11 protein-coding genes and 1 tRNA gene are annotated in these 13,186 nt (G+C 66.8%); 5 read left to right on the top strand and 7 right to left on the bottom strand.

The window, feature by feature from the left end; all coding sequences use genetic code 11:
• Positions 1-105: 105 nt before the first annotated feature.
• The 3 genes from ACGLYG10_RS04380 to ACGLYG10_RS04390 all read right to left on the bottom strand — a co-directional run bounded on the left by ACGLYG10_RS04380 (position 106) and on the right by ACGLYG10_RS04390 (position 2,805).
• On the bottom strand, positions 106-771 hold the full coding sequence (locus ACGLYG10_RS04380) for a YveK family protein (RefSeq protein WP_073328300.1): 666 nt from the start codon (positions 769-771) through the stop codon (positions 106-108).
• Positions 772-916: 145 nt separating this feature from the next.
• The gene (locus ACGLYG10_RS04385; protein WP_139240824.1) at positions 917-1,378 is read right to left on the bottom strand and encodes a hypothetical protein; all 462 of its coding nucleotides are present in this window, start codon (positions 1,376-1,378) and stop codon (positions 917-919) included.
• Positions 1,379-1,425: 47 nt separating this feature from the next.
• Entirely contained in the window at positions 1,426-2,805 is a 1,380-nt protein-coding gene (locus ACGLYG10_RS04390; RefSeq protein WP_073328304.1) for a glycerophosphodiester phosphodiesterase, read from the bottom strand.
• 212 nt (positions 2,806-3,017) lie between these two features.
• Here ACGLYG10_RS04390 and ACGLYG10_RS04395 point away from each other — a divergent pair.
• The 3 genes from ACGLYG10_RS04395 (at position 3,018) to ACGLYG10_RS04405 (ending at position 5,283) form a co-directional block, all read left to right on the top strand.
• Positions 3,018-3,089: transfer RNA gene (locus ACGLYG10_RS04395), tRNA-Gln, on the top strand.
• Positions 3,090-3,237: 148 nt separating this feature from the next.
• Positions 3,238-4,242, top strand: a complete 1,005-nt coding sequence (locus ACGLYG10_RS04400; RefSeq protein WP_073328307.1) for a bifunctional UDP-N-acetylglucosamine diphosphorylase/glucosamine-1-phosphate N-acetyltransferase GlmU — start codon at positions 3,238-3,240, stop codon at positions 4,240-4,242.
• Between the two features lie 66 nt (positions 4,243-4,308).
• A complete protein-coding gene (locus ACGLYG10_RS04405; RefSeq protein WP_073328309.1) occupies positions 4,309-5,283 on the top strand; it encodes a ribose-phosphate diphosphokinase in 975 nt (324 codons plus the stop codon).
• 41 nt (positions 5,284-5,324) lie between these two features.
• Here the strand turns inward: ACGLYG10_RS04405 and ACGLYG10_RS04410 are convergent, their stop codons facing one another.
• Both ACGLYG10_RS04410 and ACGLYG10_RS04415 read right to left on the bottom strand, forming a co-directional pair.
• Positions 5,325-6,047 carry a polysaccharide deacetylase family protein gene (locus tag ACGLYG10_RS04410; RefSeq protein WP_170866455.1) on the bottom strand — a complete coding sequence of 241 codons (723 nt, stop codon included), beginning with the start codon at positions 6,045-6,047 and terminating at the stop codon, positions 5,325-5,327.
• A complete protein-coding gene (locus ACGLYG10_RS04415; protein WP_073328312.1) occupies positions 6,044-7,030 on the bottom strand; it encodes a glycosyltransferase family 2 protein in 987 nt (328 codons plus the stop codon). The genes ACGLYG10_RS04410 and ACGLYG10_RS04415 overlap by 4 nt, the downstream gene beginning before the upstream one ends.
• Before the next feature lie 140 nt (positions 7,031-7,170).
• On the opposite strand from ACGLYG10_RS04415, the gene ACGLYG10_RS04420 reads away from it, so the two are divergent.
• Together ACGLYG10_RS04420 and ACGLYG10_RS04425 are read left to right on the top strand one after the other, a co-directional pair.
• Positions 7,171-7,794, top strand: a complete 624-nt coding sequence (locus ACGLYG10_RS04420; protein ID WP_139240828.1) for a hypothetical protein — start codon at positions 7,171-7,173, stop codon at positions 7,792-7,794.
• 182 nt (positions 7,795-7,976) lie between these two features.
• Complete coding sequence (locus tag ACGLYG10_RS04425; RefSeq protein WP_073328314.1) at positions 7,977-11,000, top strand: LamG domain-containing protein; 3,024 nt, start codon at positions 7,977-7,979, stop codon at positions 10,998-11,000.
• A gap of 119 nt (positions 11,001-11,119) precedes the next feature.
• On the opposite strand, the gene ACGLYG10_RS16160 is transcribed toward ACGLYG10_RS04425, so the two are convergent.
• Together ACGLYG10_RS16160 and ACGLYG10_RS04435 are read right to left on the bottom strand one after the other, a co-directional pair.
• The gene (locus tag ACGLYG10_RS16160; RefSeq protein WP_073328317.1) at positions 11,120-12,361 is read right to left on the bottom strand and encodes a hypothetical protein; all 1,242 of its coding nucleotides are present in this window, start codon (positions 12,359-12,361) and stop codon (positions 11,120-11,122) included.
• 106 nt (positions 12,362-12,467) lie between these two features.
• Complete coding sequence (locus ACGLYG10_RS04435) at positions 12,468-13,082, bottom strand: YveK family protein (protein WP_073328320.1); 615 nt, start codon at positions 13,080-13,082, stop codon at positions 12,468-12,470.
• Between the last annotated feature and the right edge of the window lie 104 nt (positions 13,083-13,186).

Raw genomic sequence — 13,186 nt, forward strand, 5'->3', positions numbered from 1 at the left:
CCCCTAACTTCGGGCGCATGCATTCTAACACGATGCGGTTGCGTGGTTAAGGGGCTGAGGTGCGTTCGTCCTGGCCGGGGGAATCCGTGCGGCCGGCGGGTTACCTCAAATCCGGCTGGCCTCGGGGTCGGGGGGCGGGTCCTGGTCGGCGCCGTCGTCGTCGGCGTTATTCGTACGGCTGCGGAAGAGTATCAACGAGACCACCAGGCCGATTGCCGCCCCGGCAACGCCACCGTACACGCCGTAGCGAACCCGCGAGGGACCAGATGGCTCCGTGGGTAGCGAGGCGGCGTCTACATCCGTCAGGGTCAGGTAGGTCTCCTCCTGAGGGCTGACCGACAGCTCGGAGACAATATGGCGCAACGCCGTCACCTCCGCCTCTGCAATCGCCTGTGCGGTCTCGGCGGATGTGGCGGTGGCAGAAACGTTGATGATCAGGCTGTTGGTGGAACTCGACACCGAGACCGCCTGCTTCACCTCCGACTCATCGAGTCCGGTGGCCTGTGCGACCTCGGACAGCGCCGACGCCGAGGTACTCAGCTGGACGATCGTGGGCATGACAGCGTTGATGATCGTGCTCGCGGAGGAGACGCTGCGGCTGCCGTCGCTGGCGTTGGCGGCAACGAGTGCACTTGCCGTAGAGGTGTAGACGGGTGCGGCGGTCGAGGCCACGATGAGACCGACGACGACGCCAAGCGCAAGGTGTGCCAGCCATAGCGGAGCGAACCTGTAAAACAGGGCGCTGGTGCCGTCCGTTCCATCGCGGTTCATGAGTACCCTTCCCGTCATGGCCGCTGCTCACTCGGGATGCGGTAAGCCACTGTGAGCGTCTTCGGGCCGCTGTCAGCGTAACAGGTTAGCCACGGTCCCGCGTCTGTGGGGTGGAATGGGCGGTGATCCCCATCGCGACCGGTGTTCAGGCGAGTGAGAATGGTGCCTGACTCGAGGTCGCCACGGGCACCGATTCGATCAGGCTCAGCCCAGGGAAGAGCACCTCAACATCGCCGTTGCCTGTGACCCCGTCGAAGACGGCGAAGGCGGCAGTAAGAGATGCGTCCGTGGTGGTGCTAATCACCGCGGGCTGTTCGCTCAACGGGCGCAGACCGAGTCCGCGACTGAGCGACAGCAGGCGGATCTTCCCGGGCGTGTAGCCCATGGGGGCCATTTTGAAAGCACCGGTACTGGTCAGCAGGTCGACGCCGGCTGAGTTCGTCGCCACACGCAGCACCGTCTTGCCGTTCATAACAGCTGCAGGCCCGACGATCAACTCCGCAGCGGCGGCGTGTGCCGACGGCGCTGTGTAATGGAGGCCGAGAGTCATCGCTGTACTGCCGACGATGATCAGGCCGAAGCGGCGTCGGCTCAGTGAGAGCTGCATGCTTGGTGTGCCCGGGGCGTGACCTCGGGTGGTCGCTAGCGATGCTTTCATTGGATCACCATCTCGTCGATTTTTGCGCACATGGCGCCGATCGCGCCATGGCTAATGCAGGTATCCAGTGCTTGTTGGCTATTGCAGATGTGGCCGATGAGGGGAACGCCATATCCAGCTGCGGTCTGCCAGGCGGCTTCGCTTGCATACCAGGGGACTCCGAACAGATCCCAGTGGGGTGCCCAGGTGGCGGCTTCGCCGCTGGTTATGTGCTCCTCGTACGCGTAGCCCCACGTTCGGAAGCCTGCTTCGCGCCAGATGTCGGCCAGCCAGGTCGCATCACCGGAGAACTTGAGAATGGTGTGGTCGGGGTCCAGCCACGGCAGGTAGGTTTGGTGAGCCGCGCCGCTGTGTTTGGGGTCGATGAAGAGGACGTGGTCGTCACCATAGGCGGCCTGCAGGTCGTCGAGCCGGATGAAGGGTTCGCCCATGGTGGTATATCGGCGTACTTCGGCCCAGGTCATCTGGGATACGCGGGTACTGGGGGCGCTGGGGTCGACCGCCTGCAGATTCTTGTTGTGAACCCCCACGGGAACGCCATCGGAGGTGAGGTTAAAGCTGAACTCCAGGGCTGGAACGTTCCTGGAGACGGACTCGCTGTAGGCGCGCAGGCTCATCTCCGGCCAGTCCGCCGATCCGCCGCGATGGGCGATCATCCAGCCGTCCGTACGTGAGACCAATGATTCTACGTTGAAGCTCGTCGGCTCGTTCAGAGCGGTCTGAGTAGTGGAGATCGTTCGCTCATCGGCGCCGCGCACTGACACGCTCACGGCCATCGCTGAGGCTTGTGCGGGCTGTAGCTCGACCGCCGCCCACACGGTGGTGGCCTGGGTCGGTGTCTCGATGATGTTGCCGCCTGATGGAGAAGTGAGTAACACTCGCAAAGATGACCATGCGGATGTGGTGCTGGCCTGGCCGGCGTAGGCAACCTGCGCATCAGGTACCGTGAAAGCGTTGAGTATCGAATACTTGGTCGCGTGCTGCTGGGTGATTAGCAACCCTGGAGTGGGGGTGACGGGTTTTTCTGCGGTCCAACCGGTCACAGTGGGAATCGAGTCGGGGGCAACCCCGGAAACAGCGAGCAGAAGTCCACGTTGGCGGGAGGCGTTGGTAGATACGCCGCCCCACCACTGGGAAACGGTTACATCGCCGGGCCGAGAGGCCCGGGTCCAGGCGATGAAGCCGGACCGGCCCAGACTGTTCGTTCCGTTGGAGTAGGAGTACTCCCAGCCCGTCGGGACGCCGCTTGTGCCGACGGATCCGAACTGTGAGCTTGTGATCAATACCAGCAATTGTCCCGGCTGGGTCGAGACAGTGAGCGGGGCGCCGGAACCTGCCTGGGCTTCGGCGTGTGCCAGGTCTCGAACCTCGATCATCGGGTCCTCCTGTCGCATCCTGAGCGGCGTGTATGTGTTATGCAATCGCGTGGTCGATAGCGAGACGCACGCTAGCAGGCAGCTAACGGATGCAGGCAACTACGTTGTCAATGTGCAATGGTCGGTTGCGAGGCCGAGATGCGGAAGGAGCGGCGGCGAGAGTATGAGAAACTATGCCGGCGCCCGGCCGCACGGTCGGCCACGGGCGCTCTTCCGCCCTGGTGTAGAGGCAGCACGCAGGCCTTTGGAGCCTTGAGAGCCGGGTTCGAATCCTGGGGGCGGAACCGAGCCGGCACGACGCCACGCAGTCGCGCCGGCTGAATAGACGGTGCGCGGATCGGGTTGGGGCCTGGCGGCGGGCGACGTAGGATGGCATCGCCGGGCCGCCAGCGGCCTTGAGCCTCACCTTGAGATCCACTGAGAAGAGGACCCGTGGCTTCCACCTCCCCCGCCGCCGTCATCGTCATGGCCGCCGGCAAGGGCACCCGCATGCGCTCGTCTCTGCCCAAGGTGCTGCACCGCATCGGTGGGCGCAGTCTGTTGGAGCACGCCGTCGTGGCCGCCCGCGGGCTCGAGCCGGAGCACCTGGTGGTCGTGGTGCGCCACCAGCGCGACGCGGTCGTGGCCGAGCTCGCCGACTTCGCCCCGGACGCCCTTCCCGCCGACCAGGATGAGATTCCCGGTACCGGACGCGCCGTCGCCTGCGGGCTGGCGGCCCTACCCGAGGACCTGGTCGGACCGGTGGTGGTCACCAGCGGCGACGTTCCGCTCCTGGATACCGCCACCCTGCGGGCGCTCGTGCGTCAGCACGCCGAGCACGACGACGCCGTAACCGTGCTCACCACGGTGCTGGACGACCCCACCGGCTATGGGCGCATCCTGCGCGACGACGCCGAGGCCGTGACCGGAATCGTCGAGCAGCGTGATGCCAGCCCGGCTCAGCTCGCCGTCAACGAGGTCAACGCCGGCGTGTACGTCTTCGACGCCGCCCACCTGCGCCGGGCCCTGGCCACTCTGGGGACCGATAACGACCAGGGCGAGGTCTATCTCACCGACGTCGTCGCCCACGCGTACCGCGAAGGACGGGCCACCTCCGCGCTGGCCGTAACCGACCACTGGCTCGTCGAGGGCTGCAACGACCGCGCCCAGCTCGCCTCGCTCGGCGCCGAACTCAACCGGCGCGTCCTCTCGGCTTGGATGGAGCAGGGCGTCGGCGTCGTCGATCCGGCGGGGACCTGGGTGGACGTCACCGTCGAGCTCGCCCGCGATGTTCGGCTGGAGCCCGGCGTCCTGCTGCGCGGCGCCACCCGCATCGGTGAGGGCGCCGTCGTCGGACCGTACTCGGTGCTGACGGACGCCGACATCCCGGCGGGCGCCGTCGTCGCCCCCTTCAGTCTGCTCGGATCGGACCTGCCTGCCGCCGGAAGACCGGCCTGACCGACTCTTCCCACCGTCCGAGCCCAGAAATCCGGACCGCACCGGCCACGAGAGAGGAACCACGTCATGACCGGCATCATCACCAAGGGCGAGAAGCGGCTCGTCATCGTCTCGGGCCGGGCCCACCCGCAGCTCGCCCAGGACGTGGCCTCCGAACTCGGCACCGAGGTGCTCTCCTCCACGGCCTACGACTTCGCCAACGGTGAGACCTATGTGCGCTTCAACGAGTCCGTGCGCGGCTGCGACGTGTTCGTCATGCAGTCCCACGGCGACCGGGTGAACGACTGGATCATGGAGCAGCTCATCATGGTGGATGCGCTCAAGCGCGCCTCCGCCAAGCGCATCACCGTGGTCGCCCCCTTCTACCCCTACGCGCGGCAGGACAAGAAGCACCTGGGGCGCGAGCCCATCTCCGCCCGGCTCGTCGCCGACCTGTACAAGACCGCCGGCGCCGACCGCATCATGAGCGTGGACCTCCACTCCAGCCAGGAGCAGGGGTTCTTCGACGGCCCCTGGGACCACCTGTGGGCCCAACCCGTGCTGGTGGACTACATCCGCCGCCGCATCGACGTGGCCAACGCCGCCGTGGTCTCCCCGGACGCGGGACGCATCCGCGTCGCCGAGCGCTGGGCGAACGCCATGGGCGGGGTGCCGCTCGCATTCGTCCACAAGACCCGCGATGTCACCCGGCCGAACGAGTCCGTGGCCAACCGCGTGGTCGGCGACGTGGAGGGACGCTCCTGCGTACTCGTGGATGACATGATCGACACCGGCGGCACCATCGCCAAGGCCGTGCAGGTGCTGCTGGCCTCCGGCGCCAAGGATGTGATCGTCGCCGCCACCCATGGCGTGCTCTCCGGCCCCGCCGTCGAGCGCCTGTCGGGCTGCGGCGCCCGCGAGGTGGTGGTCACCGACACCCTTCCCATCGTCCCCGGCAAGCGCTTCGACTCCCTGACCGTGCTGCCGATCGCGCCGCTGCTGGCACGTGCCATCAAGGCCGTCTTCGACGACGGCTCGGTGACCAGCCTGTTCGAGTCCTGAACACGATCGGTCGGCATGGCGGCCTCGGGCTGCGGTCGGCCTTAATGCGAGAAACTGAGCCGACGGACCGGGGTGCCGGTGGTCAGCGCCGTTCCCAGTGACACCGCGGACAGGTCGCGTTCCTCCAGGCCCGTGAGCACCTCGGACAGCAACGCCACCTTGTCGACCCCGCCCACGGCTTCCTCCGTCGCCAGATCGGAGGCGTCGGCGGCACCATCGTGGGCGAGCAGGATCGCCCCGGGGACGGCGTCGCGCATGGCGCGCGCGACGCGCTCCTCGTGGGAGACGTCCTTCCAGTCCCAGGTCGTGCCGGACCACAGGACAGTGGTCAGCCCCGCCGCCGACGCGGCCAGCCGACTGCGCGGGGACTGCGCGCCGTGGGGCGGCCGGAACCAGCGCACCGGCACGCCGGCGATGTCCTCCAGTTCGGCGCGGGCGTCCCGCAGCCAGGGGGCGAGGTCGTGGCGGGGCAGGGTGGTGACCCGGCGGTGATCGAGCCCATGCAACGCGACCTCGTGACCCGCCTGGACGAGTTCACCGACCAGACCGGGGCTGCGTCGCGCCCGGGTGAGCAGCATGAAGAAGGTCGCCTGCGCGTTGTGATCGGCCAGGACGGTGGCAAGCGGCTCGGTGCTGCCGGGCAGGGGACCGTCGTCAAACGTCAGCACCACCTGACGAGAACGCGTACGCACACTCATCACCGATCCCATCACGGGGCCGAGGAGGGCGTCCGCAGGCCGTCTGAGCAATGATTTCATGGTCATCGTGTGCCCTCCTCGCGGCGGAAGGAACCTGGGGCGAGGGAACGGGGCGCCCGGACCAATCGGCTGAGCGGCCGGGGCGAACGCGCGTACTCGTTCCATGACAGCCCCAGGCCGGCCAGAGTCATGCCGGCTCCGCGAGCGGCCAAGCGCCAGCCCCGTGCGTCGGTGCGCAGGTCGCGGCGTAAGGCTCCCCAGCCGGCGCGCGTCAGGCCGACGGCGACCCTGCCCGCGCCGCCTGCCAGCACGCGTACTCGTGCCAGCGGGCCGGTGCCGAAGTGCAGGTCGAGCAGGCCGGAGGTGTTGCCATGGCTGAGTTGGCGGGCCAGCACCCAGCGGCGAGTAACCCGCTCGGTGGCCACGTGGTCGACGACGACCGCATCCCGAGCGAAGACAATGCGCCCGCCCCGTGCCACCAGCGTGCGGGTCAGCAGCGTGTCCTCTCCACCTGACAATCCCAGTGCAGTGCTGAAGCGGAGATCGCCGAGCTGATGCAGGTCGAGCAGGAGGTTCCCGCAGGCGGCCGCGGGCCGTTCGGAGCCGTCGGGGAAGCGACTGCGTTCGAAGAAGCCCCCGGCGAGAATCCAGGGGGAGGGACGAGTCGGGTAGCGGGTGTCGACCCAGCCGGCGACGGCGGCCGCACCCGTCTCCCGCCAGCGCTCCAGCATGCCCTCGAGCCAGCCGGATACCGGCGTTCCGTCGTCGTCGATGAACAGCAGGAGGTCGCGCCCCGCGGCCGACGCCTCCTCCAGCGCACGGTTACGACCCGCGGAGATGCCCGGAACCGGTTCCACCACGCAGCGCACCCCCGCCAGCCCCAGCGCTTCGACGGCCTCTTTACCCGAGGCGGCCGGATCGTTGTCCACGACCAGCACGTCGACTTCGCACCACGGCGGGGCGGCGGCGGCCTGGGCGTGGACCAGCCGCACCGTCTCGCACACCTGCTCCGGGCGGTGGAAGGTGAGGATTGCGACCGTGGCGTGCATGCGGGAATCCGTCATCGCCAGGGGTGCCGGTGCGGCGCGGGGAGAAGGTGGGCAAGGTACATACTCAACTCCTTGAGCGACTCGGGACGGGGCGCAGGTTCACACGGTACATGCACCCGCATTCCTATACTGTTTAGCCCGTGAAGATGATTCGTTACTCCGGAGCGTTGATTCTGCCCCTCCTGATGGTGGCCGCATGCTCAAACTCCACGGACACCACATCGGCGGATGCGTCGGCCGCATCCAGCGCCGCGCCGACGCAGTCCACGGCAAGGCCCGCCGCGGTTCCCACCGGTGCCATAATCCCGTCGCCGGCCCCGGATGATCAGGACCAGGCGCTCGCCGATGGCGACATGAGTGCCGACTGGCTCGACCCGGTTGAGCTGACGCAGGCGGTCGCGCTCGAGGACTCCGTCACCGTGGCCATCGGCGAGCTGAGCAGTCGGCATCTCGACGCCGCGCTTCCCGATGAGGTCTCCGGCGACGGCATCATCATCCCCGTCACGGTGGCGAACACCGGCACCGATGAGCTGTCACTTGCAGGACTCGTGGTCACGGTGGCAGCGGGTGAGGAGGATATTCCCGCGTCACAGATGCTCTCGGCCTCGGACCAGATCCCGGCGTCGCTGGCCTCCGGCGAGGCCGTGACCATCGACATGGCCTTCGTGGTTCCGCAGGAACTACGCGGAAAAATCAGTATCGTGGTCGACTTGGGGGCGCAGAGTCGGGCGGCGGTGTTCCAGGGTGCCGCCCCCACCTCCTAAAATCACGGTTTGGAGTCGAAAGCGTCTCAACATATCGGTTGGGGAGCGGTCGGACGTGATCGTGTTACGAAATGGTCCCGTACGGCGTTTTATGTGGCCATACTTCATCTTCGACGGGACCCGGCGGGACGCCTTGCCGAGACTTGCCGGCCCGTCTCTCCCCGCCCAACTCTGGAGGTTGTGTGAAACACGTCGGTCTGCTTCGCCGCGCCTTGGCGCTGCTGGTCACATCTTTGCTGGTGGCCTTGCCGGTAATGGCCTCAACATCGGCTCAGGCAGCGGAGGGTGATGCCGCGGAAGTCCTGCCGGACACCGTCTCCGCCGATGCGCTCCCGACCCCACAGGTCGTCAACGGGGTCGTGCGTGATCAGGTGGTCGTCGGTAGTACCGTGTACGTCGTCGGCGAGTTCACCACCGTCCGACCGGCGGGCTCCGACTCCACGGTCACCCGCACCAACGCTCTCGCCTACGACATCGCCACCGGTGATCTGCTGGACTGGGCTCCGCAGACCAACGGAGCGATTCAGTCGATTGCGGCTATGCCCGACGGCTCCCGCCTCTTCATCGGCGGGGCCTTCTCCCAGGTGAACGGCGAGACCGTGTGGAGGGTCGCCGCGATAGATCCCGTCACCGCCGAGCGCAAGCCCCTCACGGCTGCGGCGAACGCCAAGGTGTTCGCCGTGGAGGTGTCGGCCGATGGATCGACGCTATACGTGGGCGGAGCCTTTACCCAGGTGAACAACCAGGAGCGCCTGCGCTTCGCGGCCGTGGATCTGACGACCAAGAAGCTTCTTGACCTAAAGGCGAACATCCCCGACTTCAGCGTGCGTACGATCGCCGCCGAGCCGAACGGCACCGGGGTGGCCATCGGCGGCTCGTTCACCTCGGTCAACGGCTCTACCAACCCCGGCTACGGCATGGCCATCCTGGAACAGGACGGCAGCGTGCGTCAGAACAACCTCACCTCCGTGGTCAAGTCCGGCAATACCTACGGCGGCATCATGGACCTGAAGGCGGACGAACAGGGGCTGTACGGCGCCGCCTACACGCAAAGCCGTGCGCAGGGGAACCTGGAGGGCGTGTTCCGCGCCGACTGGACGACCGGGGACGTGGACTACATCGCCGACTGCCACGGAGACTCCTACGACGTGTTCCCCAGCGGTGACGTCGTATACGCGGCCAATCACGGGCACGACTGCTCGAACATCGGCGGTTTCCCCAACAACACGGCCAACTACCACTACGCGCTGGCCTACGCCAACTACGCCACCGGGACCGTGGGCACGAATACCGCGTCCGGGTACTTCGACTTCGGTGGCCAGCCGGGTACCACCAACCTCAACTGGTACCCCGACTTCACCCCGGGCACCTACACCGGACTCGGCCAGGCCACCTGGACGGTGGAGGGCAATGACGAGTACATCGTCTTCGGAGGCGAGTTCACCGCCGTCAACGGCGAGTCCCAGCAGGGCCTGACCCGTTTCGCACGCCGGGACATCGCTCCCAACCAGCAGGGGCCCGTGAACAAGGGCGGCAGCTACCAGGTGACGGTCAGCAGCCCGACCGCCGGCGTGGTCCGTCTCAGCTTCTCCGCGAACTGGGACCGCGACGACAAGACCCTCTCATACGCCGTATACCGCGACAGCCTGGACAGTGAACCGATCTGGACGCATGACGTCACCGCGGGATTCTGGGAACTGCCGACCCTGACGGTGACCGATTCGGTCGATCCCGGATCCACGCACCAGTACGTCGTGCGCGTCACCGATCCGTACGGGGCGGCCACCCGCTCGGACTGGGTCACCGTGACCGCAGCCTCCGGAGACGGGGTGGCCCTATACGGCCAGCAGGTGACTCTCGACGGCGCTACCAACTACTGGCCCCTGGACGAAGACACGCGATCAACGACGGCCGCCGACATTATCGGCGGTACGGATCTGACCTATCGCGGAAGCCGGTACACCACCGGCGTGCAGGGCGTGTGGGATGGAGGGGCCGCAGCCTCCTTCTCCTCAACCAGTCGGTTCCGCTCCTGGGCGGCGCAGACCGCGGCATCCGCCGCGCCGTCGACGTTCTCCGTCGAGGCCTGGTTCCGCACCAGCAGTAGCAGCGGTGGCGAGATCGTCGGATTCTCCTCCCGCAACGACCGCGACGGCCAGAACAAAGATCGCATGATCTACCTGAGTAACAACGGGACGATCAGCTACATGCTCTACCCCGGCTCAACCCGGGTCGTCTCCTCGGCGGCGGGATACAACGACAACGCCTGGCACCACGTGGTGGCCACCACCGATGGCGCCTCGGGCACGGTGCTGTACGTCGATGGCGAGGCCGTAGCCGCGGATGCCGCGATGACCTCCGGCCAGTCCTACAACGGGTACTGGCGCATCGGCGGCGACACTAACTCGGGACTACCCAATGCGGGCTCGAGTGGTTACTTGGCTGGGGCGATCGATGAAGTCGCCGTTTACGGGAAGGTGCTGAGCGCCCAACAAGTGGCCTCTCACCACACCCTAGGCACTACAGGTGAACTGCCGGAACAGGATCCCGCCGAACAGGGCGAAATGGCGGACGGCGTGCTCATCTCCGATTCGTTCACGCGTGAGACCACCAGGGGTTGGGGTACGACGGATTCCGGGGCTGTATGGACTGCCAACTACGGTGTGAGCCGTATGTCGGTGGACGGATCGGTCGGCCTGATGACGATGACCGGTGCAGGTACGGCGAACTCAGTGTCGTCGCCGGTCGTTGACTCGACCTCCACCGACTCCACCGTCGATTTCGTTCTTGACCAGATGCCCACTGGGGCTGCGGCTTATGTGACCTACGTGGCCCGCGCCAACTCGGCCGGACGCTACCAGGTGCAATTCGACATTGCTCCAACGGGCAGTGTGCTGATGACGCTCTCTAAGAGGGTCGGTGCGACGCAGACTGCGCTCGGCACCGCTCGTGTGAGTGGAAACTACAGTGCGGGTCAGGTCCTTCATATGCGGTTCGTTGCGGATGGGGCGGATTCCACGGACCTGCGGATCAAGGCCTGGATTGGTGAGGTCGAGGAGCCCCAGGACTGGGGAATCGAGGTCACCGACGAGGAGGCCGCGCTGGCTGACCCGGGGTCGGTTGGAATCATCACTTTCACCTCGGGGAAGGCAGATTCGTCCGAGCTCACGCTGCGCGTGGACAATCTGCTGGTCAAGATCGCATAGTCGTCCGCTCAGCTCCGGTCACGGGCCCTGTATTCGGCCACATGCTTTGACATGCGTGCATGGTACAGGGCCCGTGATCTGTACAGGCGTCTTCGCGGGCCGTGCTTCGAGTGCCCGCGTCATCGGACCTGCGTGGATGACCGGTACTGAGCCGTCTGCTCGGCCACTGACGGCATGCAGACCGCGGCGGCCACGGCCAGCTCCATATAGGCGACGATCGTGCTGAGCGGACCGAATAGGCAGTTCCATGCCACGACGACCGCCACGAAGACAATCCACCCCCGGGAACGCAACGTTGTCAGTGTGCGTCCCAACGCCACGAAGGACAACCCCATCACCGCCAGGCCGAGCAGCAGGCCCGGGATGGACAGCGCGGCCCACAGGTCAGCCAACGCGGAGTGCAGCTCGAAGTGACCGCCACCCAGCATGTAGTGCAGGACGTAGTTGTTGTTCGGTTCATATCCGAGCGTCTGCATTCCGTCCATGGCCACCCGGATATCGCCGTAGCGCGGCGCGACCCCGGCTCCGTAGCCCCAGGGGCGGTCGCGCAGCAGCGCGAAGGTGGCACCCATTTCCGGCCGTGCCGCGGTGAGGACGTTCGAGGTCGCGGACTGAGTCGCGGTGCGTGCGCGCGCTGCCTCGCCCAGGTACCCGGACGACGACGCCGCCAGCACCACACCGACAGCGCACGCTCCCAGCACGGCGATGAGCGAGGCCTGCGCGCCGAGGGCCGCTCGTGGCGATGGGTGCACGTGGGTGCGCGAGGCAATCGCCTGGCACAACAGGATCGCAGTTGTGACGAGGAGGAACCCGATAGCCGATCGGGAGTCGTTGAGCAGATAGGCGGCCGCCAGGACGACCGCGGCGAGTATCTCGGCCGCGCGGCTTCTCCGATGTGCCAACGCCAGCAACAGCACACTCGTCGGAAGGCCGAAGGCGAACTTCCAGGGGTTGTCGAGTGAAACCGCGCGGATAGAGGCGTCGGCCAGCAGCCCGATCATGAAGCAGGCGGCGGCGAGATCCACGCCCAGCTCCTTGGCGGCCCAGATGATTGCGCAGGCGCCGGCGGGGATGGCGGCCGCCGCCAGCACCATGGACATGGCGCCGCTGGGAACGATGACGAACTCGGCGGCCGCGGCGAGCATCAGCACCAGGCCTGTCGCAATCGCCGCCAGCGAGCACAACATCAGCAGGCCGATCGCCCGCGAGTACCGAGCCGCCTTCCAGGTCAGCGGAAACAGCGTCACCGCGAGCACATCGCCGAGGTTGATGCCGAATGCCAGGCTCGTCCGCCAGGACACCGCGGCGACGGCGGCGGCCGCGAGCAGCTTTCTTCTGGTCGGGGTCAGGCGGGTTGGCATCGGGCAGAGGTCGCTAGGGGCCGGTGGTGCGGCACATGAGAACGAGGGGTAACTGTCATGAGAACAAAAGCGTAGACCGGATGCCGGCCATTCGGGCCCGGGTTGCTCACAAACCTGTGTCAACCGTTGGCTGTCGAACCGCCTCGAGCCGGAGCGCCACCAGGAACCCCAGGCATGCTCCAGCAATCAACCCGATGGCCCCGTTGCGTGACTTGGACGGGGCGATGAGCTGTGCCGTGGAAGAGGAGTCAACCTCCGATAGGGACAGATGCGTACTGGCGGAACCGATATTCACACTCATTGACGCGGTGCGCTCGGCAAGCGCATCAGCGGCGGACGCCGCCATCGCCTGGGACTGCTCCGGCGAGGACCCCGTAGCTCTTACGACGATCAGCAGGGTATCGGTCGGGTTTGAAACCGTGATGTGCTCCGCGACCTCCTCGGCGGGGATCCCGGTGTCCTCCGCCACGGTGTCGAGCATCGAGGACGACATGCTGATCTCGGCGAGCGTGGGCGCCACCGCGTCGATGACGGCGGCGGCGCTGGTCACGTTGTTGCCGCCATGGGCGGATGACACGGCGAGGACATTGGTAACCGAAGAACGGTAGACGGGGGAGCTCGTTGCCGCTGTCAGGATCCCCAGCGCGGCGGCGAGAGCGGACAGGGCTACGATGACGGGCCAGCGTCTGTGCAGGGCCCGAACGATAAGTTCAGGGGTCACGGGCAGACCTCCAGCAGGGGCAGGGCTTTGCAGCGCTGCGCGACGGTAGCGGTGGGCTCGTTCATTCGCGCACGACGTTACCGGTCACGAGGCATAGCCGCGGC

This window comes from Actinomyces glycerinitolerans, assembly GCF_900098745.1.
Taxonomy (GTDB): Bacteria; Actinomycetota; Actinomycetes; order Actinomycetales; family Actinomycetaceae; genus Actinomyces; species Actinomyces glycerinitolerans.

Bases quoted from the DNA above. Each gene is read 5' to 3' on its own strand.
- ACGLYG10_RS04380 (WP_073328300.1), bottom strand. From the start codon at position 771: ATGAACCGCGATGGAACGGACGGCACCAGCGCCCTGTTTTACAGGTTC.
- ACGLYG10_RS04385 (WP_139240824.1), bottom strand. From the start codon at position 1,378: ATGCAGCTCTCACTGAGCCGACGCCGCTTCGGCCTGATCATCGTCGGC.
- ACGLYG10_RS04390 (WP_073328304.1), bottom strand. From the start codon at position 2,805: ATGATCGAGGTTCGAGACCTGGCACACGCCGAAGCCCAGGCAGGTTCC.
- ACGLYG10_RS04405 (WP_073328309.1), top strand. From the start codon at position 4,309: ATGACCGGCATCATCACCAAGGGCGAGAAGCGGCTCGTCATCGTCTCG.
- ACGLYG10_RS04410 (WP_170866455.1), bottom strand. From the start codon at position 6,047: ATGACCATGAAATCATTGCTCAGACGGCCTGCGGACGCCCTCCTCGGC.
- ACGLYG10_RS04415 (WP_073328312.1), bottom strand. From the start codon at position 7,030: ATGCACGCCACGGTCGCAATCCTCACCTTCCACCGCCCGGAGCAGGTG.
- ACGLYG10_RS16160 (WP_073328317.1), bottom strand. From the start codon at position 12,361: ATGCCAACCCGCCTGACCCCGACCAGAAGAAAGCTGCTCGCGGCCGCC.